This window comes from Pseudomonas sp. UBA3149 (genome assembly GCF_002364655.1).
GTDB lineage: Bacteria > Pseudomonadota > Gammaproteobacteria > Pseudomonadales > Pseudomonadaceae > Chryseomonas > Chryseomonas luteola.
The window spans coordinates 92,179-115,443 of the sequence record NZ_DEYV01000040.1 but is presented as its reverse complement, the minus strand read 5'-3'; the positions used below and the strand labels follow the sequence as shown (position 1 = coordinate 115,443).

Below are 23,265 nucleotides of genomic sequence, written 5' to 3'. Positions count from 1 at the left end.
TCATGTTGCACATCCATTGCCCTCATTGTGGGGAACTGCGCTCCGAAGAGGAATTCCATGCGGCAGGCCAGGCGCATATCCCGCGCCCGCTGGACCCGGACAACTGCACCGATGCGGAGTGGGGCGACTACATGTTCTTTCGCGATAACCCGCGGGGCATCCACCATGAACTATGGGTCCATGCCACCGGGTGCCGTCACTATTTCAACGTGACCCGCAATACGGAAACCTACGAAATTCTCGAAACGTACAAGATTGGCGAGCAACCGCAGGTAAACGGCAAGCCGGTCGTAGTGGCCAAGGCTATCGAAGGAGAAACCGTATGAGTCAGGTCAATCGCCTTACCCACGGTGGTCGGATCGATCGCCGTCAGCCGTTGACCTTTACCTTCAATGGTCAGCGCTACCAGGGCTTTGTCGGCGATACGCTGGCGTCGGCGCTGCTGGCCAATGGTGTCGATGTCATCGGGCGCAGCTTCAAATATTCCCGCCCGCGCGGCATCGTGGCCGCTGGGGCTGAAGAGCCCAATGCCATCATGCAGATCGGCTCCACCGAGGCCACGCAGATTCCCAACGTGCGTGCTACCCAACAGCCCCTCTACGCAGAGCTGGTGGCCGCCAGCACCAACGGTTGGCCGAGCGTGAACAATGACCTGATGGGCATTCTTGGCAAGGTCGGCGGCAAGATGATGCCGCCCGGCTTCTACTACAAGACGTTCATGTACCCGCAAAACCTGTGGCTGACGTATGAGAAGTACATCCGCAAGGCGGCGGGGCTGGGTCGTGTGCCGACCGAAGTCGACCCGGACAGCTACGATCACATGAACCAGCACTGCGATGTGCTGGTGGTCGGTGCCGGACCGGCCGGTCTGGCTGCCGCCCTGGCGGCTGCCCGCAGTGGGGCGCGTGTCATCCTGGCTGACGAGCAGGAAGAGTTTGGCGGCAGCCTGCTCGACACGTGTGAGCTATTGGATGGCCAGCCCGCCGCCGATTGGGTTGCCAAGGCCATCGCGGAGCTGGAAGCCACCCCCGACGTGACCCTGCTGTCTCGGGCGACCGTCAACGGCTATCACGATCACAATTTTCTGACCATCCATCAGCGTCTTACCGATCATCTCGGTGAAAAGGCCCCGATGGGACAGGTGCGCCACCGAGTGCACCGTGTCCGCGCCAAGCGTGTCGTTCTGGCGAGTGGCGCCCATGAGCGCCCATTGGTATACGCCAACAACGACCTGCCCGGAAACTTGGTGGCGGGTGCCGTCTCCACATATGTGCGTCGCTATGGGGTAGCACCGGGACAAAAGCTGGTGCTGTCCACCAACAATGATTATGCCTACCGTGTCGCGCTGGACTGGCTGGAAGCAGGGCGTGAAGTCGTTGCCATCGCCGATGCACGTCAAAATCCGCGTGGGGCCTGGGTTGAAGAGGCGAGGGCGAAGGGGATTCGCGTCTTGACCGGCGCAGCGGTTACCGAAGCCCGTGGCTCAACGCGGGTGACCGGCGCGCGTGTCGTCGCCATCGACATCAAGGGGTTCCGTACTACCAGTCCCGGCGAGTGGCTGAGCTGCGACCTGATCGCCACGTCCGGTGGTTACAGCCCTGTGGTACACCTGGCATCTCACCTGGGCGGGCGTCCCTTGTGGCGCGAGGATATCCAGGCGTTTGTGCCGGGCCCGGCTCCGCAAAAGCGCGTCTGTGCTGGCGCCGTGAACGGCGTGTTCGCCCTGGGCGATGTGCTGGCCGATGGCTTTGAGGCGGGCGCCACTGCTGCTGGCGAGGCGGGTTTGAAGCCGGTAGCCGGCGAAGTGCCCCGGGCGGAGCACCGCTTCGAAGAGCCTTCGCTGGCGCTCTTTCAGGTGCCTCACGAAAAATCCACGGCCCGCGCACCCAAGCAGTTCGTCGATCTGCAAAATGACGTGACGGCAGCGGGTATCGAGCTGGCGTGCCGTGAGGGGTTCGAGTCTATCGAGCACGTCAAGCGCTACACCGCCCTGGGTTTTGGCACCGACCAGGGCAAGCTGGGCAACATCAACGGCCTCGCCATCGCTGCCCGTGTACAAAACAAGGCGATTCCCGAAGTCGGCACCACCATGTTTCGCCCTAACTACACACCGGTCACGTTCGGTGCCGTCGCTGGTCGCCACTGCGGCCATCTCATGGAGCCGGTACGTTTCACCGCGCTTCATGGCTGGCACGTCAAGCAGGGTGCCTTGTTTGAAGATGTCGGTCAGTGGAAGCGCCCCTGGTACTTCCCCAAGGCCGGAGAGGACCTGCATGCCGCCGTGGCCCGTGAGTGCAAGGCCGTGCGCGAGAAAGTCGGCATCCTTGATGCCTCGACCCTCGGCAAGATCGATATTCAGGGCCCGGACGCCCGTGAGTTTCTCAATCGCGTCTATACCAATGCCTGGACCAAGCTGGAGGTCGGTAAGGCCCGTTACGGCCTGATGTGCAAGGAAGACGGCATGGTCATGGACGATGGCGTCACGGCCTGCCTGGCCGACAATCATTTCCTGATGACCACCACGACCGGTGGCGCCGCGCGTATCCTTGAGTGGCTGGAACTCTACCATCAGACCGAATGGCCGGACCTCAAGGTGTATTTCACCTCAGTAACCGACCATTGGGCGACCATGACCCTGTCTGGTCCGGAAAGCCGTAACCTGCTCGCCGAGCTGACCGACATCGATCTGGACAAGGATGCGTTCCCCTTCATGAGCTGGAAGGAAGGCACCGTGGGCGGCGTACCGGCTCGGGTGTTCCGCATCTCCTTTACCGGCGAGCTGTCTTACGAGATTAACGTCCAGGCCGATTATGCGATGGGCGTATGGGAGCAGCTGATAGAGACCGGCAAGAAGTACGGCCTAACGCCCTACGGCACCGAAACCATGCACGTGCTGCGGGCCGAGAAGGGGTTCATTATCGTTGGTCAGGATACCGATGGCTCCGTCACCCCACAGGACTTGGGCATGGGCTGGGCCGTCAGCATGAACAAACCGTTCTCCTTTATCGGCAAACGCGGCATGAACCGGCAGGATTGCCTTAAAGCAGACCGCAAGCAGCTGGTGGGCCTCAAGCCAGTCAATCCCAAGGCGGTTCTACCGGAAGGCGCACAGCTGGTGTTCAACACTCAGCAGTCGATTCCAATGACCATGGTGGGGCACGTCACCTCCAGCTATTACAGCGCCTCGATGGGCTTTGGCTTCGCCTTGGCCGTTGTAAGGGGTGGCTTGGGCAAGATGGGACAAAAGGTTTATGCCGCGCTCAGGGATGGCACGTTCGTCGAAGCCGAAATCGTTTCTTCCGTGTTCTATGATCCGAAAGGGGAGCGTCAGCATGTCTAACGTGAACGTTTATCAGCAGCGTCCCGCCGGACCTGCACGCGCCGAATCCCCCTTGTTTCATGCTGAGCTCGACAAGCTGGTGGGCCGGAGCGTCGGCAGCGCGGGTGTGACCTTGCGCGAGAAAAAGCTGCGGGGCCATTTGGTCCTGCGGGGAGAGGCCAGCGATACCGGCTTTACCGGTGCGGTCGAATCCGTACTGGGTTTGGAGTTGCCCGCCGCCCTGGGCTTGACTGTGAAAGGTGAAACCTCCCTGCAATGGCTGGGGCCGGATGAGTGGCTCCTGATCGTTCCGCAGGGCGAGGAGTACTCCACCGAACTGAGCCTACGTGAGGCGATCGGCGATCGGCATATTTCCATCGTCAATGTCAGCGGTGGCCAGACCCTGTATGAGCTGACAGGACCGAATGTACGCAACGTCCTGATGAAGTCTACATCCTACGATGTCCACCCTAGTCAATTTCCGGTAGGCAAGGCGGTCGGGACGGTATTTGCCAAATCCCAGCTGGTTATCCGTCACACCGGTGAGGAGACGTGGGAGCTGGTGGTTCGCCGCAGTTTTGCCGACTACATCTGGCTCTGGTTGCAGGACGCCAGCGCCGAATACGAATTGGCCATCGCCAACTGACCGCGTACGGACAGGATGGGTTGTGCGTATCGATTCCATCCTTCCGCGAACTAACCATTTGGCTGGATACCACAGGTTAAACGTATACATTTGATCAGTAATGTGCGTGGGGCGCAGCGATACCTATGTCCCTGGCCCCAGGTTATTTAACCCACAACATCCAACCTATTCGGTAGCTATCCATGAGCCGCACCCCCGATACCTGGATTCTCACTGCCCAGAGCCCAAGCCGACTGGGGACCGTGGACGTCGTGACCCGCTTTCTGTTCGAGCAGCAGTGCTACGTCACCGAGCATCACTCCTTTGATGACCGCTTGGCCGCGCGCTTTTTTATCCGCGTGGAGTTCAAGGCGCCGACTGCCTTCGACGAGACTGCTTTTCGTGCCGGTCTTGCCGATGCCTTGGGACCGTTCGACATGCAAATGGAGCTGACCGCGCCAGGCTACCGCCCAAAGGTGGTGATCATGGTCTCTAAAGCCGATCATTGCCTGAACGACTTGCTCTATCGCCAGCGCATCGGCCAATTACCGATGGATGTGGTCGCAGTGATTTCCAATCACCCTGACCTTGAACCCCTGGCCCGCTGGCATGGCATTCCCTACCACCACTTTCCGCTGGACCCCCACGACAAACCTGCTCAGGAAGCACGAGTCTGGCAAGTGCTGCAGGATACCCAGGCGGAACTGGTCGTGCTTGCACGCTACATGCAGGTGCTTTCGCCCGAGTTGTGCCGTCGTCTCGATGGCTGGGCAATTAACATCCATCACTCCCTATTGCCAGGCTTCAAGGGCGCCAAGCCTTACCATCAGGCCTATCAGAAGGGGGTAAAGCTGGTCGGTGCCACCGCCCATTACGTCAATAATGACCTCGACGAAGGGCCAATCATCGCGCAGGGCGTAGAGAGTGTGGATCATGCGTATTATCCAGAAGACCTTGTAGCCAAAGGCCGAGACATCGAATGCCTGACCTTGGCCCGAGCCGTGGGATATCACTTGGAGCGCCGCGTCTTCCTGAATGCCAACCGGACGGTGGTGCTATAGCCGCGCCTCATGTCACTCATAAATTTTTCGGGAGGTTTAGGAAAGCTCTGGTCGCGCGATGAATTGAGGCGTACGGGATGGGTTGAGCAAGGCGATATCCATCAAGGATAGTCCAATTATAAAAGCAGAACCTGCCGCTTTCCGTGCGCTCACCGCACGCTTTCATTGACGTTCGGTTCACGTTTTCTACGCTCAGAATGCCCGTCGCAGAAGGGCTTAAGCGTAGCGCTACCCCATAGCATTCACTGTTGTATCGCTTTTCATGAACCAATGCCCGCTCATGGGCTTACTACAACAACAAGAGGAAACGCGTATGTCAGGCAATCGAGGCGTCGTCTACCTGGGCGCTGGAAAAGTCGAAGTACAGAACATTCCCTTCCCCAAAATGGAAACGCCCCAGGGACGTCAAATCGACCACGGTGTGATCCTGCGAGTCGTCTCCACCAACATCTGTGGCTCCGACCAGCACATGGTGCGTGGCCGTACTACAGCCCCCGAGGGTCTCGTACTGGGCCATGAAATCACAGGAGAAGTCATCGAGGCGGGCAAAGGGGTGGAAAACCTCAAAGTAGGGGATCTGGTCTCCGTCCCCTTCAACGTAGCCTGTGGCCGCTGCCGTACCTGCAAAGAGCAACACACCGGCGTCTGCCTGTCGGTAAATCCCTCCCGCGCTGGCGGTGCCTATGGCTATGTCGACATGGGTGGATGGGGCGGTGGCCAGGCGGAATATGTCATGGTGCCCTATGCCGATTTCAACCTGCTCAAGCTGCCTGACCGGGATCGGGCCATGGAAAAGATCCGCGATCTGACCTGCCTCTCAGACATTCTGCCCACCGGCTACCACGGAGCCGTCACGGCGGGCGTCGGACCGGGTAGTACCGTTTATATCGCCGGCGCAGGTCCTGTCGGCCTAGCCGCCGCTGCTTCAGCGCGCCTGTTGGGCGCTGCGGTCGTCATCGTGGGTGACGTCAATCCGGTACGTCTGGCTCATGCCAAAGCACAAGGGTTTGAAATTGCTGACTTGTCCCAAGACACGCCCCTACATGAACAAATTGCGGCACTTCTAGGCGAGCCGGAGGTGGATTGCGCCGTGGATGCGGTCGGTTTCGAAGCCCGCGGCCATGGTCACTCCGGATCACAGCACGAAGCACCTGCCACAGTCCTTAACTCACTGATGGGTGTTACACGTGTCGCCGGCAAGATCGGGATTCCAGGCCTCTACGTGACGGAAGATCCCGGCGCAGCTGACCAGGCGGCCAAACAGGGTAGCCTAAGCATTCGCTTCGGCCTCGGCTGGGCTAAATCTCACAGCTTCCATACCGGGCAAACGCCTGTCATGAAGTACAACCGACAGCTGATGCAAGCCATCATGTGGGACCGCATTAAGATTGCTGACATTGTAGGTGTCGACGTTATCACCCTGGATGATGCACCCAAGGGCTATAGCGAATTTGATGCGGGCGTACCCAAGAAGTTTGTGATTGATCCGCACGCTTTGTTCCGCGCGGCATAACGCGGTTGGCGAGGCATAAGGACATGCCTCCTTGATCGATACGCTTTACCCAGGGCCTGGTCATACAGGTATGCTAGGGAGACGCTATCAACCAAGGAAAACGCCATGCCTTTTTTGATCGAAACCTGGGACAAGCCCAACACTACCCAGCTGCGCCAGGACAACCGTCCTGCCCATCTGGATTTCCTCCGTGAAAATGCCAGCAAGCTGCTCGCCTGTGGAGCCAAGCTTGACGACGAAGGGGCAAACGCCAGCGGAAGTGTCTACATCGTGGATGTCGAAACCCGCGAAGAAGCCGAGGCCTTTTTGGCACAGGATCCCTTCAGCCAGGTTGGCCTGCCAGAAAAGGTCAATATCGTGCGGTGGCGTAAAGCAGTCCTGGACGGTAAAGCATTCGTCTAACGCATAATGCTCATAGCGTATCTGTCACGGCATGCGGCTAAAATGCGGACCGTTGCAGATACGCCCGCCATCAAAACAGTCCCGTTTATCTATTTGTAATGAGTTTCACTCAAAAAAAATATATAAACCCGAACAATAAGGGTATTGATCTGTCCTTATCCTGCTTGAGTTCGCTGAAGTCTGATATCAATACGATATCGATATGTCGCTTAGTTTGACACTGGCAGATACAAAAGATAATTGAGCGACCTGGCGAGCTCTATTTCACAGGTTTTCAATGAAGAGACGCAATATTAATTGAAAACTACTGCATCCTTCCGAGCTTAAAAGCTGCACATTAGTCAGCATATGGCAGTTAGAAAGTGATTCAGTTCAAATACAAGCCAAGTATTGAGTGAATATAAAAATGGAGGGCTTTCTGTGGCCTATCCTCTCAGGTCAGTAGATTAATAGTGGTCGATATCCGAGCGATATCATATGTATTGATTTAAGGAAGGGCGCCTAATGAGCACTACCAAACCCGAAAAAGATTTAAGGATCGAAACGATCAGGGGGTTGGCGCTATTTTTAATGGTAGCCGGTCACGTTATTGGCAGTTCGGGTGATCAGGGAATGAAAGTCGCAGATGACTCATTCCTCCGTTATCTCTACGACTCGCTTGTTTACATTCGCATGCCGCTCTTCACGGCCATCTCCGGGTATGTATATGCCCTGAGACCCGTTACTTCCGCAAGCTCCCTGCCGCGTTTCTACCAGGGCAAGTTTCGCCGGATTCTGATCCCGATGATCGTTGTCTCAACGCTCTTCTTCATCTCGCAAGCGTTGGTGCCCAACACCAATACGAAGCCGGAATGGAGCGATGTATTCGGTATCTATTTCTTCAGTTATGCCCATTTCTGGTTCCTGCAGTCCATCTTCTGCATCTTTGTCATGATTGCCTTGATGGAGAAGTTCAGCCTGCTGTCCTCTCTCAGGAATTACTTGATCATCATGTGTATCGCCCTGGTGGGCTCCTTGCACTACGAAGTATTCCCGGACTTCTTCTGCCTGTACAAGGCCATCCAATTGCTGCCCTTCTTCCTGTTGGGGCTGGGGCTTTATCGCTTCTCCGACCAGTTGAATACCGCTTCAAAACAGCTAGTGATTGGCGTCGTGCTGGCGGCATTGGTTGTCATTGATCAGGCCTATCTGTGGAATCAACTCTCCATCAGTGATCGTGGAATGGATTACATAGGGACGGCTCTAGGGATTACGGCCATTTACATGATCATTACCCGCCGGGTCTATTTCAAACCGTTGGCGTGGCTGGGGTATTTCTCTTTTGAAATCTACCTATTCCATGTATTTGGAACGGCGGGCAGCCGTATCGTACTGAACAAACTGGCAATCCATGATGTATGGATTACCTTTACCGTTAGTATGATTCTGGGGCTTATCCTGCCAGTAGCCCTTAAGAAGGCAGTCGGTCGCTTTAGTCTGCTTAATTTAGCGTTCTTTGGTATACAGTCAAAGAAGAAGCCTGCAATGAAGTTGCAGGAAAAAGTCTCGCTTAGTTAAGGCATGTAATAGCAAAAAGCCCAACACTAACGTTGGGCTTTTTTATGCCTGCCAAATAACTTCGTTATAAAGATCCCTTCGCAGAGTGCCGCGTCTTGACTTGACCCGGTATCGGCTGAGTGCTGCAGGTAGTTATTGTAAGTACATATGTAGCAGCTATGGCTAAAGGTTCAGCCAAGCCTGTCTTGAGCATTAATACCTGTAAGGGAGCCTCCAGTAGCAGTAAGGCGGTTCCGAGGAATTTATTAAGGCATAAAAAAGCCCTTCAAACGAAGGGCTTTTTGATCGTCCAGAAGGCTTCTTAGTTGAAGTTCTGTTTGGCGTTTGCGGTGGAGCTAAGCACGTTTGAAGAGCCCAGCAGCTGGCTGACGAAGCGGTTCCAGCGGGTGATTCCGGCAGGACCTACGAATACAACGTCTTGCGGCTGTAGTGCAAAGTGCTGTGCCAGAACGAAAGCGGTCGGCGAGGAAGCACTCAGGTGGAACACTTGAGCCTTCGCAGTTGGGGAAGAATTAAAATTCTCCGGACCACGGATTACATACACTTCATCCGCATCGGCAGTTTCCTGGTTCAGGCCGCCTGCCTGGCCGAGTGCGTCCATTAGCGTCAGGCTAGTGGTCTTGAAGTTGGCTGCCAGCGGGCTTACCACTTCACCCATCACGTAAACCTTGCGGTTATCGTTGTAGGGTAGGTGGATGCTATCGCCATCCTTGAGGTATACGCCGTACAGCTTGGAGTCCTTACGGTTCAGGGTGTCGGCATCCAGGCGGTACTCCTTGCCGTCACGTACCAGGGTCAGGCCGCTCAGGTCAGCTGTCTGGGTGTCAACGCCTGCCTGGCCCAGTGCTTCAACCAAGGTCATCGGCACAGTTGTCAGCGGAATGGAGTCGCCCTTGGTAAAGGCACCTGACAAGGTGACTTTCTGACTGCCAAAGCGCAGGACGCTCACGTCGACCTGAGGATTGTCGATAAAGGCCGCCAGACGAGTCGAGATGACCTTACGGATCTCCTCAAGCGTCTTGCCTTCTGCTGTCAGGGTACCAACGTACGGATAGAAAATAGTACCGTCAGGACGTACCAGTCGACCGTTCGCCTCGATCTGCTGTTGGGCACCAGAAGGAGCGGTTAGCTCGGGGTGATCCCATACAGTGATATACAGCAGGTCCGCCTTGCCTACACGATAAGCCGCTGGATGATACTTGAGCAGTTCCTGCCAGTTCCCAGTATCTGCAGTCGGGTTAACAGAGTCATGACTTTTCAAATAAGCCGATGTGATAGGAATCAGCTCAACCTTTGTCCCCTCAATGGAGCCGTTGGTCTTCAAATCGTCCCGGTGCAGGTATTGGCCTGGAGACCATACGCAGCCCTGCAGAAGCAGGGTAGAAAGTAGTGCAAGGGTAAAGGTACGTTTCATCTATTTTCTTCCTTGATCGCTGTAAAAAAGTTTTTAAAAACTTCGTATCGATCGATTTATAAGCGTCAGAACGTGTTTGGGCATAAGAAACTTTATGAATCATGTAGGCCTGTGGCGCGCCTGGCGCTGGATAATTCGTAACAGCTCCGTATCCAACCAAACCATACATATCAGCGCAGGCTGTGACAGAAGCTTAAAAAATTAGTTCACTTTTGCGGAAACACTCTTTTTAAAAGTAAATCGATCCAATTTTTGGCTTTATCCTGACGTTATATGTCAATAAGCCATTAGCTGATTTTTCGTGACATAACTTCCAGAGCAATGAAGTCAACAGCCACCCTGATCGACCAGGCAATGGCAGCTCCCTGAAGAGAAAATAGGTGTATGCACACGACCAGCAAGCCTATATAAGGCAAAAGCTCAGCCAGATGGATAAAAGCGGTGATCTTCGAATGGCCCTTCGCCTGGATTTTCGCAAAGGGAATCTGTGCCAGCGCGTTAAAGATGAAGCCAATCAGGAGAATACGCAGAACCTGCGCGCCTTCCTGACCATATTCCGGTCCCATCCATAAAGTCATGACCATGGGGGCGAGTATGAATAGAGGTAGCACCATGACTACACAGGCGGCGAGCAGGGCCCAGAACGCTCGATTGGCCTGAGCAGTCGCATCCGCCGAACGCTTGCTCAGAAGCGGGAAGATAACCCGAGCGACAGCATTGGGAATGATCAGCATGCGTGAGATGGCTTCAGAGGGCGCGGTGTAAAAGGAAACGCGCTGGGCTCCGACCATGTTGGACAGGATAAAACGATCAAAATACACCATGACAGGGCTGATGATATTGCTCACAGTCATCCAGCTGCCAAACGCGAAGAGTTCCTTGAAAACGCTCTTTTCAAATCGGTAAAAGCCCGGCGGAAATTCTCGCCAACATGGAATGAACGCCACGGCCATCGAAATAAGGCGGGCGATGACAAGCCCTATTGCCGTCGCGGTAAAAGACTCATCGACCAGCACGGCTACCAGGGGGGAAACAGCCAGAATGGAGTTGGTGATGGTGCGTAACAGGTTGAATTCTGCAAACCGTTCGTTTCCTTCCAGATAGGAAAACCAGATCATGGTGAGTAGAAAGGGCGGTATCGAAAGGCTTAGCCACTTGAAGCCAGCCACCGCAACGTCAACGTTTTCTGCCGAAACGTGTAGCAGGGAAACGAGTTCTCCTGCGCCCAGCCATAACAAGAGCACCGCGAGTGCGCTCAGACCGACCACAGCATAGGTAGCGGTCGCGATAACGGATTTATTCTTTTCGACATTGCCATGATGCATGGCCACGGCTCGTATGACGGCGCGTGTGAGTCCCGCGTCAAAAATAGTGGCATAACCGACAATAGCAAACGCCAGTGTAAACAGGCCGAATTGCTCGATACCTAACTTTCGAGAAAGAACACCCATGGTAGAGAGTGCGATAAGGCTTGGAATGACTACACCCAGAATATTCCAGGTGCTGTTTTTCAGCATTGTCATGGGGGCTCTTTTGCAGAAAGGCATGTCTGCCCTGGTCGGACAGACATGCAGGGGAGGGGGCTATCTAAAGCTGGGCTGCATCAGTGGGTGTTCTTCAACATACGAATCCAGCGCTGGGCTCTCCACGTTTCGGTGGTAGGCCTTGAGTGCCTGGATCACGAGCAGGAACGCAATCGTTGCCTGCATATATTCGAAGATACCCTGAAGCGGCCAGATCACCATATACGCCAGCAGGGCGGTAACGGTGAAGCTGGTATCCCTGTGTAAGCGCTTGGCGAAGTAGTAATAGCAGAACAGGGTCAGTGGGACGATCAGGAAGGCCAGGAAGCCGAATCTGAACAGCGTACCGAATATCCCAACGTCGGAAAGGAAGAAGTACTCGCCAAAGTGAGGGATAAAGCCATTGTTCCACATCAGGGACAAGGAGCCACTGGGTAACCAGTTATTCGCATGCAAATGGCCGAAGATATAACCGATGGTTTGTTCACGGACATTATCGGTTGGACCGTTTTCGAGCGATTCGGCATAGAAATCAAGATTGAGTCCCAGCTCTTTCAGCAGATCCGGGAACAGGTAGAGAGGAGAAACCAAAATACCCGATACCACGATCCAGATAACCGACTTGCTCTTCAGGCAAAGCAGCGTGAAGCAAAGGGACAGGAAGATCAGCTGGCGCGTTTGTGTTGCAAAGACCAGAGTCAGCAAAATGAAACAGGCGAACACAATATAAGGCGTCTTGGACCTGGGCGAGCCATCAATGGGCGATATCCCTTTGTTCCATACCTGAATGCAATAGAAATAAGCCAGGCACTGCGCCAGTGCACCGATTGAGGAGCGGTCTGGCCGGTCGAAGGACGCCACCTTGTCCCGCAGGTCCGGCAATACGGAGAACTTGAACATCCAGGCCAGAATGCACGCCATGAAACCTACAAACAGGAATGCCTTTTCAAATTGGGCAGCACTCATGTTCCGGGCGAGGTAAAGCATGACGGAAAAAGTGAAGCAATACAGTATGCGACGCTCTTCGATAATCCCGTATATCAATGGTTGCCCATAGTAAAGATTCGAGAAAATCGCTGGCAGCAGAATGAAGATAACCGACGAGTAGGCGCAATAAGTTAAAAGGATTTTCAAATCCTTCTGCTCTTTTCCCACAGACGCCAGTACATAGAAGGCTGTAAACGCCAGACAAATAACCAGATACAACTCGCTGACATACAAGATGCCAATCGGGTTATGGGGGGTTTCTTCGAAAATACCAAAATGTAATACGAAGACGAAAATTAATAATATGAAGTAGGCACCGCTTTTGCTTACTGCTCTCATATCGCTTCCCATCCAGCGTAACGTTGCATTCCATCCAGCATGGCTGTCTTCCCTGTCCTCAGACTGGCCAAAAAATGCAGTCGCAATCGATTAATTTACTTCTTCACTGCTTCGTCTTCCTGATCTTTCTTTGAGATAGATAGGAAGAATATGGGTGGCGTCATGAACATAGCGACGCACCAGACGCTGGGGCTCCGATAGCATTCTATGCAGCCACTCGATACGGGCTTTCTGCATCCAGACCGGCGCTCGCTTCAGGCTGCCGGTAGCAAACAAAATCGAGGCCCCGATGCAAAGGCCAACGCCTGTACGCTTGGTAGCATCGATCATGCTGGCCAACATTTCCTGCCGTGGCGCACCAACCGCGTAAAAAATGAGGTCCGAAGGGTTGGCATAGATGAAGTCGAGGCACTTCTGCACTTCGTCAGGCTTGTTGATAAAGCCCATCGGAGGGTTGTAGTGATTCAGCCGGATACGTGGATACAAAGCCTTGAGCTTTACCACGTCCTTTTCTTCCGAGCCAATCAGCGTAATGGACAAGTCTTCCTGGTCGGCTTTCTTCAGAAGCGAGACCGTAAGGTCGCTGCCTGTGATCACTTCCTTGATCTCAACGCCCAGGGATTTGAGCAAGGGCGACAGGATACGGCTATCACAGACACGCTTGTCAGCGGTGCGATACGCCTTTTGCAGATTTTCGTTTTCCTGGAACTGGACAACGTGATCAATGTTCGGCGTAACGATATAGGTGTAAGGTTTTTTCAGGCTGGCTGAAATATGCTTCAGTAGCTCATCCTTGGTGCCCAGGAAAAAGTCGATACCGAATGCCTGGCTTACTACTCCATTAGACATGCATTGTTGCCCCTTTGAACGCGCCCTTGATACCAGACCAGGCCAGCTTTGGACTCTTGTATTCCTTCAACACGGTTATGCCGGAGAGTAAAACCGCAGACATGAGTGCATACGGTGAGCCATAGAACTTCTTGTTGAAGCGAGTGGCTGCACGGTTGCGGAAGTAGTAGTAAAACTCGGACTTCCCGCCTGAGCTCATTGAGCCATAGTGATAGAGCTGGCTATCCGGTGCGACATACAGTGCAATACCGTGCTTTTTCGCCTGGTGCTGCCAATCCACTTCTTCGGAGTACATGAAGTAGGATTCGTCCATGTAGCCAACCTTATCCAGTATCTCGGCGTTGAAGGCCAGGCTGCAGCCCATGATGTAGTCCGGCTCACGGTTGAGCTGGCCGATCTCATCAATGGAAAGCCCTTTGCCGAGAAGCTTGGACTTGCCTAGCAGAGGGTACATGATCCCGCCGCCATAGCATTCGATCTTTCCTGTCTGAGAGCTCAGGATGACCGAACCTGCAATGGTGTTCTTGTCAGCCGTGATCTTATCCAGTAACGGCTTGAAGGCATCGTCTTTAACATAGGCGTCGTTGTTGAGAATCCAGAAGTTCTCAACCTTGAACTGTTCGCGTGCCCATTTCATTCCAAAGTTGTTACCACCGGCATAGCCGCTGTTAACAGGGCTGGCGATAACGGAAACCCGGTCTACGTTATGGGTTTCTTTCCATTGTTTCATCGTTTCGTAAGAGCCGTCCTTGGAGTCGTTATCTATCAGGACGACATGGTCGATTGTCTTACAAAAATTAAGAATACTTTCAGCGCAGGAAATGCTTTCTTGCGGAGCCTTGTAATTCAGCACCATTGCAACGTTCATTTCGATATCCCTTTAGCCTAGAAAATCAATTTACTGATCTGAAACGGTCAAAAGCCTTGAAATAACGTAGGAGCTCAAAAGAGCTCCTACCTGTGGACTTTTATGCTTCATCGTTCAATTGAAGCTTTCTCATGCTATGCATGGTGCTTTTTAGTCCCATTCCATGTTTGCAAGCGCTGCTGCCTATAACAGGCTTCAGCTCTTGCTTGGTCTCTCATAGGCGTACTGATAGTTACCGTAAGAGGAATAGTTGGAAGCCTTGCGCTCTACAGCGTTCAGGATCACACCCTTGAGCGGTACACCATTGAGATCAAAGCGACGCTTGGTAGCCTCCAGCTCCTTGGCACTGTTCATGCCGAAGCGTGCGACGATCAGGCTGGTACCTACATGGGCGCCAATGATGGCGGCTTCGGTTACGGCCAGGATCGGCGGAGTATCGATGATCACGATGTCATACAGGTCGCCGAGCTGCTTCAGAACAGTGGTAAAGCGATGGCTCATCAACAGTTCGGAAGGGTTTGGCGGGAACTGGCCACAAGACATGAAATCAAGCATGTCGACTTCGGTCTTCTTGATGGCATCGTTGATTGCAATGCGATTGCTCAGCAGGTCGGATAGACCGTCTTTCTGCTTCACATTGAAGATCTTGTGCATGTAGCCCTTGCGCATGTCCCCGTCGATCAGCAGAACGCGCTGACCCGACTCGGCAATAACAGCTGCCAGGTTGGACGAAACGAAGGACTTACCGACATCCGGGCTTGGGCCGGAGATCATCAGAATGTTGTTCTTAGCCTCGATCATCGCAAAGTGCAGGCTGGTCCGCAGGCTACGCAGCGCCTCGGTACTCAGGTCCGTAGGATGAGCGATGGACAGCAGCGCCGATTCGCCAATCTTGCGGGAGCCGCGGCCAAAGAGCTTTTCGGATTCGGACTGGTTGCGGCTGTACGGAATCGAAGCATAAACCGGCAGACCCAACTGCTCGATGGCTTCAGGTGTTTCAATACCGCGCTTGAGGGTATGGCGGGTATAGATAACGGCCAGGCCCAGCAGGCAGCCCAGAACCAGTGCAGCAACTACGATCAGCGGCTTGTTGGGGCTTGCAGGATCATCAATGTTCGCGTTTGCATTATCGATGATACGCACGCTGCCGACAGTACCAGCACGGATAACATCAAGCTCCTGCACCTTGTTCATCATCAGGGTGTAGGTCTGGCTGGTCACGTCAACGTCACGCTTGAGGCGGAGCAGCTCTTGCTGAGTGGAAGGCAGATTGCCTACGCGCTTCTCAAGCTTGTCCTTTTCAACTTCAAGCTGGCGCAGCTGGCCGAGTACGGCCTGGAATGCCGGGTGCTGAGTGGTGAACTTGCGGCTCATCTCAACACGCTTGAGGTTCAGCTCGGAAATCTGGCCATCCAGCGAAACGATCTGATCCAGAACACCCTTGGTCTCGCTGTCGATATCAACAGAGCGGCGGTTGGTCTGATATTCGTTCAGCGCACGCTGCGCGTCTTCCAGTTCTTTCTTGACAGAAGGAATCTGGCTACGCAGGAACTCAAGGCTCTGAGTCGATTCTGCTGCGTTGCGGTCAATGTTCTGAGCAACGTACAGATCGATCACTTCTTGAACAATGCGCTGAGCACGCAGAGGATCGGAGTCCTGCAGGGCAACGGACAGAATGCCTGACTGCTTGCCACGCTCGCCTGCGCTGATGCGGCCCTGGTATTCCTGAATTGTTCTGGACAGTCGCTTCTTCATGACTGTGAATTCAGTACCGGGACGTGCTTGCAGCTTGCTGACCTGGATGAAATAGCCATCCTGCTCGACAGGCTGGTTGACAGTGCCGTGCAGCAGAATCTGATTGTCGGCATCGAAAACCGTGAAGCTCTGGTTTTCTTCGACTTTCAGTGTCATAGGCTTGTCCTGGGCGCTGTCGGGGACGCGCAGCTCAGCAACTTCTACATCCTCACCGCCCCAGGCAAAGCTGTTCAGGCCCAGAACAGGGGAGGCAACTTCGTCTTCGCTTTCAGCTTTGAAATGACGAGCGACATAGCCACCAAAAATAGGGAAGTACTTGGGCGTTACGACAACATCCAGGTGCAGATTCTTGACCGCGTTGCCAATCACCAGACGGGATTTGAGCAACTCGATCTCAGTCACTGCCTCCGGAAGTGGCGGTGGCATGCCGGATGTTTGATCAGTCAGGCGTGTTACACCTTTCTTTTCTTCGATCTGCAGCATTGCATTGGATGCATACATGGGCGTAGCCAGCATGGCATAAGCAATACCGAGGAAAGTGAAGATACCGATAATAGAAAGAAGCTGCCATTTGTAATCAACGAGGATTCCAAACAGTGCTGAGAAATTAATATCGGTATCGTTCTTAACTTCAGTGGCCGTAAAACGAGGCATCGTGGTCATGAAATTCCTTCTTCCCCTTATCTAATGTATGGAAGCCAGCTATCTACGCATTTTGCTAAAAGTATATGTACTTCTTTGAACATTTCTTTTGAGAGGCGGTATGGATCGGGTACCTCACGGTTATTTACCCATTTACCAATCAGAAAAACTCTCCCTTTGATTTCTGGCGCCATACTTTCAACAGAACGAGAATGAAATTCTTCCATCGTCAAAATAAGGTCTGCCTTCCGAAGCATTTCTGCATCAACCTGGCGAGCTTTATGTGTCGATAGCTCAAGTCCGTTTTCTCTTAGTACTTCTTGAGCCGTACTATCCATAGGGCGGCCTACCAATGCACCAATACCCGCTGAACTGACTTCTATATTCCGCCCTTTCAGGCCTTCCCTTAGAAGCGTTTCGGCCATTGGACTTCTGCAAATATTTCCAACGCAAACCACTAAAACTGACTTAATCATGAAAACTCTTCCAGACGGGAAATCAGATGCTCTTGATGGCATTTACCAATCGTATCTGGAGCTCACCCTGACATGTCTTCCGCATCTGAACTCCTACTGGGATTCGATCAGGCAAGCTCTGACATCTCTACCTTAGAAAGTTCAGCTGTTGCCGGCCTGAATCACTTTTCGGTCGTCAGGTCCGGCAGCAGTTCTCAGTAAGCGTTCTTGTTGATGAAACCCTTGAAGAGGGTCAGGAAGATGATCTTGACGTCCCACCAGAAGGACCAGTGGTGAATGTAGTCCAGGTCGAACTCGATGCGCTTCTGCATCTTGTCCAGGGTATCCGTCTCACCACGCCAGCCGTTGACCTGGGCCCACCCTGTAATACCGGGCTTGACCTTGTGGCGCAGCATGTAGCCTTGAACCAGCTTGCGGTACTGTTCGTTGTGAGCAACCGCATGGGGTCGTGGGCCTACGATCGACATCTCACCACGCAGTACGTTAATGAACTGGGGAAGCTCATCGAGTGACGTGCGTCGTAGGAACGAGCCAAAGGGTGTGATGCGGCTATCGTTCTTGGTCGCCTGCGTCACCTTCTCGCCATTCTCCATGACCTTCATGCTACGGAATTTCCAGACTTCGATCGGCTTGCCGTCCATGCCATAACGCTTCTGGCGGAAAAATACCGGGCCAGGAGAGGACAGCTTGATGCCAATGGCGATAACCAGCATGGGAATGGAAATGATCGACAGAATGATCAGGGACAGAACGATGTCCTCGATACGCTTGACGATCAGGCTGGCACCATCCATTGGCGTATCGAAGATACTGATGCTGGGCAAACCATCGATGCTTTCGCTGCGGGCATGGAGCAGGTGGAACATGAAGACGTCAGGAATGATGTAGACCGAAGCGGTCGTATCGCTGAGTTCTTGCACCAGCCAGTTGATGTGCTCCTGGTGCGCCATGCTCAGGGTGATATAGACCTTGTCGATATAACCGGCGCGCGCATCGTCTACCAGCTGTTCCAGGTTGCCGCGAATCGAAAAACCGGGCTCGCTACGGTTGAGCTCGGGATGGTCTAGCGGATTCTCGACATAGAAACCGAGCAGTTGCAGGCCCATCCATGGCGCTCTGTCGATTGTATGGGCAAGACGCTGACCGATCTTGTCGGCACCTACGATGGCTACTCGGCGCGTATTGAAACCGGCTTTTCGCAGCGAGTGCATAACAGAGCGCAGCAGCACCCGATATCCGCACAGGCCAATCAATGAAAGAGCCAGCCATGCCTTCATGGTACTGCTGATTAAAAAGGATTCATTAAAGAAGAAATAATCAACCATGAAAACAGTTGAGAATGTTAATACCCAATAAGTTGATATTTTTATTAGTTCATTGGATATTCTTTCGCCGCGCCATGAAAGATACATTTGATTCATTTCTGTCAGGAAATGAAATATCAGAAGAGCAAGGAATACTATTACCCAGTGCTCAGGTTTCATGGGGACGCCAGGAATTACGGAGCCAGCCAGATAAGCTGTTCCTGAAATTACCATTAAATCTAACAAGCGATGTGATAGTGAGATCGCTGATGAATTCGAATGTAAAATACCACGTTCTTTAAAATTCATAGTTCCATCCTTGTGCATAAACGTATGCACGAACTTCAACAGGACCGAATAGTCATGGACAACGATCGATGAACATTCGTAGTCGATAACAACCGAACGTGTTTAGGATTCCATCGCGCTGACTCAGGGAATGCTTCAACGGTGACTATAGCCGTCGGTAGGACCGCCCGAAGATTCAAAGGTTCCTTGACTTTGAAGCCCTCGATAAGTGGTTACCGACTCATTCAAGGAGCAAAAGATGAAGGCGTGGTTATAGTCGTTTTAAAAGGTGAATTGGATCACCTTTTAATGGTTAAAAGTGGGCGGATGTTCAAGTTTTATAGGTATTCCAACACCGATAAGCGGTGCTCATAGGGATAAAAGGTCGCTGTGAATCTGTTACAAATTCTAGAAAATTCTTTTTGAAACCTGTTCGTTAGACCTTGAGTGACAATTGTTGTCTTTGCGGCTTGAAAGATCATTGGATTCCTTCACGTGCTTCAGATGGAGCGTGCTCGATATACCGCTCCGCGTATCGCTTGGATCATCGATCTGCCTTGTCGGTCCGGCCGCGCAAGGGACGCTCGGGTACAGACAAGGCGCAGGCAAGTGCGAGCAGGGAAAGCCCAGCCGATACCAGAAACAGTTTATGAAAGGTTGCAAGAAGCGTTTGGCGTAATGGATCGATCGTACCGGCTGACCCAGCCAGGTATGTCTGCAGCACGTTTTCAACGGAGCCCGCATAACCCTGCATAGGGGGTAGCCATAGCAAGAGTAGTGCAGACAAGCCAGCGGCGCCTACCGCACCTCCTAGTGAACGGAACAGCGAAATCGTACTGGACATAACCCCGATATCAGCCTGTGGAACAGCATTCTGGGCGGCAACCAGTGCAGTGGGAAACTGCATGCCCGTTGCAAGTCCTGCCAGAAACAGACTGCCGCCGGCCAGTAACCCGCTGCGCGGATCAATAAAGGCAAGTATTACTAGTGCGCATGGCATGATTAGCGTACCCACCAGGATCTGAGGTTTATAACGTCCCAGCACGGCGGTCAGTCGCCCACAGGTAAAGGCACCCAAGGGAATGCCCGCTGCAAACGGAATCAGATGCAGTGCCGCTTTGCTCATGTCATGGCCGGCGCCAGCTTGAAACCATAAGGGGATCAGCAGCGTTAGCCCTATGGCCTGGAAGTTGGTAAGGAAGTTGAGCATACAGCAGAGCCCGGCCGTTCTGTTCCGGAGTAGGCGTAAGGGCAGAAGTGGTTCTCTGGCGCGCTGCTCATGGTATGCGAATAATGTCAAAGCTGTTATTGCCGCAGCGGCAAGCCAGAGAAGATAGCCGCTGCTTAAGGGCGCTCCTTTGCCGATCAATGTTGTAGCCATTAAAAGCGCAGTAAGGCCGGTAGCCAGTAGCAGAATGCCCGGGTAGTCAATGATGGCCTTGCGGCCGGGCACGGGAAGGCTGGCTAGAACGCGGTAACAAATGAAGAGCCCGGCAATGCCAACGGGCAAATTGATCCAGAAAACCCAGCGCCAGGATAAATACTCGGTCATCAAGCCGCCCAATACGGGGCCTGCGATACTGGCCAGCGCATACATGCTGCTGATATAGCCTTGATAACGGCCTCGCTCGCGTGGCGGTACGACGTCGCCAATGACCGCTTGGCTTACGGCAATCAGCCCTCCTGCACCCAAGCCCTGTAAGAGTCTGGCCAGGATCAGTTGGGGCATGTCTTGGGCGAGCGCACAAGCGAGTGACGCTACCGTAAAGAGGCTGAAAGCTGCCGACATCATCTTTTGTCGGCCATAGAGGTCGCCAAACTTTCCGTAGAGCGGCATCGAGACGGTCATGGCAACCATGTAGCCCGATATTACCCAGGCTAGAAGTCCGGTGTCATTGAGCTGTGCAGAGATGGCCGGCAGCGAAACCGCCACGATCGTTTGATCCAGAGCGGCCAGCAAAATAGCCAGCATGGGTGCCGGCATAATGGCCTTTATGCGATGTGAACGTGCCGCGTCTGAGTTCAACTGCATTCTCGATAAGATAGGAACGATACCGGTCTGTTTCCATGATCGCTTCGTAGTATCAGTAGCAATGTATGGATAAGGCCTAATAAGGACAGGTCTGCCTCCTTTTTATAGTGCTTTTTTCTAAGGCTGAAATTTTCTTATTCACCTATTGAAAATTACCAAAAGCCTTGGTATCAGGGCTTTTCCTACAGGCTATACAGAAACTGCGCACAGAGTTATCCACAGGCTTTAGAGGTCATGCTCATGGGTATGAGTGGCAGGGGGCATCGGTACGATGAACGCTCTGCCATGGCGTACCCCACGCTCTGCAGTGACATGCTGGGCCAGCTCTCGGACCTCCGCGGTAGTTCCCTTCAACACTGAGACCTCCATGCAGCTTCCATGATCCAGATGGACATGCAAAGTAGCCAGTGTAAGGTCGTGGTGGGCATGAAACGTACGGGTCAGCCGCTTCGAGAGTTCACGAGCATTATGGTCATAGACATAACTCAAGGTGGCGATACAGGTGGAGTCGGCTGGCAGATCCTGCGCGACGGGTTCGCGCATGCCTTCTCTCAGCAGGTCCCGGATGGCCTCGGAGCGTCCTTGATAACCGTGGCTCGCCACACGATCGTCAACAGCGGCCAACAGGTCGTCATCCAGTGTAATCGTTACTCGTTGCATAAAAACCAATCACCTTCAGTATGAAGTTTTCTCGTAGACATCATACTCTTCCCTGACTATTCTCCCGCGCTTGTCTACGCATAACGGGAGTGGGAGTGTGAATCAGCTTGGCTTCAAGAGAAAGCTCGGGGTGCTTCTATTGGCAGCGGGATTGGTTCTGCCTGTTATGGCGCAAGCTGAGGTGCTTACCTACTCCTGGCCGACGAATGCCGGGCCGCTTGATCCTCGCGGTTATTCACCGAACCAGATGTATGCCCAGGCGATGGTCTATGAGCCACTGGTACGCTATAAGGTCGATGGCAGTGTCGAGCCCTGGCTGGCGACCCGGTGGGATATATCCCCGGATGGACGGACCTATACGTTTATCCTGCGCGATGGCGTGCGCTTCAGTGATGGCAGCGTGTTTGATGCGGCAGCGGCAAAAGCCAATATCGAAGCCGTTCTGGCAAATCGCAAACGGCATGCCTGGATGGAGCTGGTTGAAACCATCGATCATGCCGAAGCGCCAGATGCCCATACGCTGCGTCTGGTTTTAAAGCATCCTTATTATCCTACCCTGCTTGAGTTGGCACAGGTGCGCCCCCTGCGGTTTGCAGCGCCCAATGCTCAACCTGGACAGCCGATAGGAACAGGCCCCTGGCAACTGGTTGAAAGTCGTCGAGGCGAGTTTGATCGCTTTGCCCGCAACCCTTATTACTGGGGCCCAAAGCCTGCCTATGACGAGGTACTGGTTAAGGTCATTCCTGACCCGAGTGGGCGGGCGATTGCGCTCGAGACGGGGCAGCTTGACCTGATCCAGGGTTCCGAGGGTGAGGTTTCCGCCGACACTTTCGTTCGCTTGAAACAGGTGGGCTACCATACGGCTATCTCAGCGCCTCTGGCGACCCGGGTCATTGCACTCAATACCAACCTTGCGCCTACCAATGAGCTGGCGGTGCGACAGGCCATCAATTGGGCCGTCGACAAGGATGCGATCGTCAAGCACGTCCTGTATGGCCTGGAACCACGGGCCGATACGCTTTTCTCAACCAACCTGCCGTATACCGATGTTGGCCTGAAGCCGTATGGCTATTCTCCTGAGAAGGCTAGCGAGGCGCTGGAGCAGGCTGGTTGGATACTGAATCCAGGCGAGAAGATTCGCTACAAGAATGGGCAGCCGTTACGCCTGGAGCTGTGCTTCTATGGGGCAAATGCACTACAGAAGAGTGTGGCTGAGGTTGTTCAGGCCAACCTGGGTAGTCTGGGTTTCGATGTGGTTCTCAAGGGAGAGGACGAGGGGGCTTTGGTAGAGCGCCAGCGTGATGGTCGCTTTGGAATGATCTTCGCAGAGACATGGGGAGCACCCTACGATCCGCACTCTTTCGTCAGCTCCATGCGTTATGCCGGGCATGCGGATTATCAGGCACAGAAAGGCCTGCCAATGAAGGCCGCCATTTACCAGAAGATCGGTGAAATATTGGCGTCGGTAGAGGAGGGCAAACGGCAGGCGCTCTACAAGGACGTGTTGACTACTTTGCATGAGCAAGCGGTTTACGTGCCGATTTCATACCTGACCGCTACCAGCGTAAGCCGCGATTCAGTCGAAAACGTGCAGTTCGGCGCGACTCTTTTCGACGTGCCTTTCGAGGTCATGAAGCCGGGCGGAGAGTAA

At 53.6% G+C, this 23,265-nt stretch carries 18 protein-coding genes; 8 read left to right on the top strand and 10 right to left on the bottom strand.

Features of this window, described 5'->3' with window-relative positions:
• Positions 1 to 2: 2 nt before the first annotated feature.
• From B3729_RS22315 to B3729_RS22285, 7 genes are all read left to right on the top strand, one after another.
• Positions 3 to 326 carry a sarcosine oxidase subunit delta gene (locus B3729_RS22315; protein ID WP_010796175.1) on the top strand — a complete coding sequence of 108 codons (324 nt, stop codon included), beginning with the start codon at positions 3 to 5 and terminating at the stop codon, positions 324 to 326.
• Positions 323 to 3,340 carry a sarcosine oxidase subunit alpha gene (locus tag B3729_RS22310; RefSeq protein ID WP_286789027.1) on the top strand — a complete coding sequence of 1,006 codons (3,018 nt, stop codon included), beginning with the start codon at positions 323 to 325 and terminating at the stop codon, positions 3,338 to 3,340. The genes B3729_RS22315 and B3729_RS22310 overlap by 4 nt, the downstream gene beginning before the upstream one ends.
• A complete protein-coding gene (locus tag B3729_RS22305) occupies positions 3,333 to 3,965 on the top strand; it encodes a sarcosine oxidase subunit gamma (protein WP_286789026.1) in 633 nt (210 codons plus the stop codon). The genes B3729_RS22310 and B3729_RS22305 overlap by 8 nt, the downstream gene beginning before the upstream one ends.
• A 182-nt stretch (positions 3,966 to 4,147) precedes the next feature.
• Positions 4,148 to 5,005 carry a formyltetrahydrofolate deformylase gene (gene purU, locus B3729_RS22300; RefSeq protein ID WP_010796172.1) on the top strand — a complete coding sequence of 286 codons (858 nt, stop codon included), beginning with the start codon at positions 4,148 to 4,150 and terminating at the stop codon, positions 5,003 to 5,005.
• 313 nt (positions 5,006 to 5,318) lie between these two features.
• Positions 5,319 to 6,518 (top strand): formaldehyde dehydrogenase, glutathione-independent, encoded by a 1,200-nt coding sequence (gene fdhA / locus B3729_RS22295; RefSeq protein WP_286789025.1) that lies wholly within the window; start codon positions 5,319 to 5,321, stop codon positions 6,516 to 6,518.
• A 105-nt stretch (positions 6,519 to 6,623) separates the two neighbouring features.
• Positions 6,624 to 6,920, top strand: coding sequence for a YciI family protein (locus B3729_RS22290; protein ID WP_019367267.1), 297 nt, complete (start codon positions 6,624 to 6,626; stop codon positions 6,918 to 6,920).
• A gap of 504 nt (positions 6,921 to 7,424) precedes the next feature.
• Entirely contained in the window at positions 7,425 to 8,477 is a 1,053-nt protein-coding gene (locus B3729_RS22285; RefSeq protein WP_010796169.1) for an acyltransferase family protein, read from the top strand.
• 301 nt (positions 8,478 to 8,778) lie between these two features.
• Here the strand turns inward: B3729_RS22285 and B3729_RS22280 are convergent, their stop codons facing one another.
• From B3729_RS22280 to nikR, 10 genes are all read right to left on the bottom strand, one after another.
• Positions 8,779 to 9,891, bottom strand: a complete 1,113-nt coding sequence (locus tag B3729_RS22280; protein WP_286789024.1) for a polysaccharide biosynthesis/export family protein — start codon at positions 9,889 to 9,891, stop codon at positions 8,779 to 8,781.
• Positions 9,892 to 10,178: 287 nt separating this feature from the next.
• Positions 10,179 to 11,414 (bottom strand): flippase, encoded by a 1,236-nt coding sequence (locus tag B3729_RS22275; RefSeq protein ID WP_286789023.1) that lies wholly within the window; start codon positions 11,412 to 11,414, stop codon positions 10,179 to 10,181.
• A 60-nt stretch (positions 11,415 to 11,474) separates the two neighbouring features.
• Entirely contained in the window at positions 11,475 to 12,740 is a 1,266-nt protein-coding gene (locus B3729_RS22270) for a hypothetical protein (protein WP_232235442.1), read from the bottom strand.
• A gap of 90 nt (positions 12,741 to 12,830) precedes the next feature.
• Positions 12,831 to 13,589, bottom strand: coding sequence for a WecB/TagA/CpsF family glycosyltransferase (locus B3729_RS22265; protein WP_286789022.1), 759 nt, complete (start codon positions 13,587 to 13,589; stop codon positions 12,831 to 12,833).
• Positions 13,582 to 14,457 carry a glycosyltransferase family 2 protein gene (locus B3729_RS22260; RefSeq protein ID WP_122041358.1) on the bottom strand — a complete coding sequence of 292 codons (876 nt, stop codon included), beginning with the start codon at positions 14,455 to 14,457 and terminating at the stop codon, positions 13,582 to 13,584. Before B3729_RS22260 ends, B3729_RS22265 begins: the two co-directional genes overlap by 8 nt.
• Positions 14,458 to 14,652: 195 nt before the next feature.
• The gene (locus B3729_RS22255) at positions 14,653 to 16,875 is read right to left on the bottom strand and encodes a polysaccharide biosynthesis tyrosine autokinase (RefSeq protein WP_010796163.1); all 2,223 of its coding nucleotides are present in this window, start codon (positions 16,873 to 16,875) and stop codon (positions 14,653 to 14,655) included.
• 17 nt (positions 16,876 to 16,892) lie between these two features.
• Positions 16,893 to 17,330, bottom strand: coding sequence for a low molecular weight protein-tyrosine-phosphatase (locus tag B3729_RS22250; RefSeq protein ID WP_019367274.1), 438 nt, complete (start codon positions 17,328 to 17,330; stop codon positions 16,893 to 16,895).
• Positions 17,331 to 17,524: 194 nt separating this feature from the next.
• Positions 17,525 to 18,943, bottom strand: a complete 1,419-nt coding sequence (locus B3729_RS22245; protein ID WP_010796161.1) for an undecaprenyl-phosphate glucose phosphotransferase — start codon at positions 18,941 to 18,943, stop codon at positions 17,525 to 17,527.
• Between the two features lie 523 nt (positions 18,944 to 19,466).
• On the bottom strand, positions 19,467 to 20,954 hold the full coding sequence (locus tag B3729_RS22240) for an MDR family MFS transporter (protein WP_286789021.1): 1,488 nt from the start codon (positions 20,952 to 20,954) through the stop codon (positions 19,467 to 19,469).
• A gap of 225 nt (positions 20,955 to 21,179) precedes the next feature.
• Positions 21,180 to 21,614, bottom strand: coding sequence for a nickel-responsive transcriptional regulator NikR (nikR, locus tag B3729_RS22235; protein ID WP_010796159.1), 435 nt, complete (start codon positions 21,612 to 21,614; stop codon positions 21,180 to 21,182).
• A 97-nt stretch (positions 21,615 to 21,711) separates the two neighbouring features.
• Here nikR and nikA point away from each other — a divergent pair, with 97 nt between their 5' ends.
• On the top strand, positions 21,712 to 23,265 hold the full coding sequence (gene nikA, locus B3729_RS22230) for a nickel ABC transporter substrate-binding protein (protein ID WP_409438612.1): 1,554 nt from the start codon (positions 21,712 to 21,714) through the stop codon (positions 23,263 to 23,265).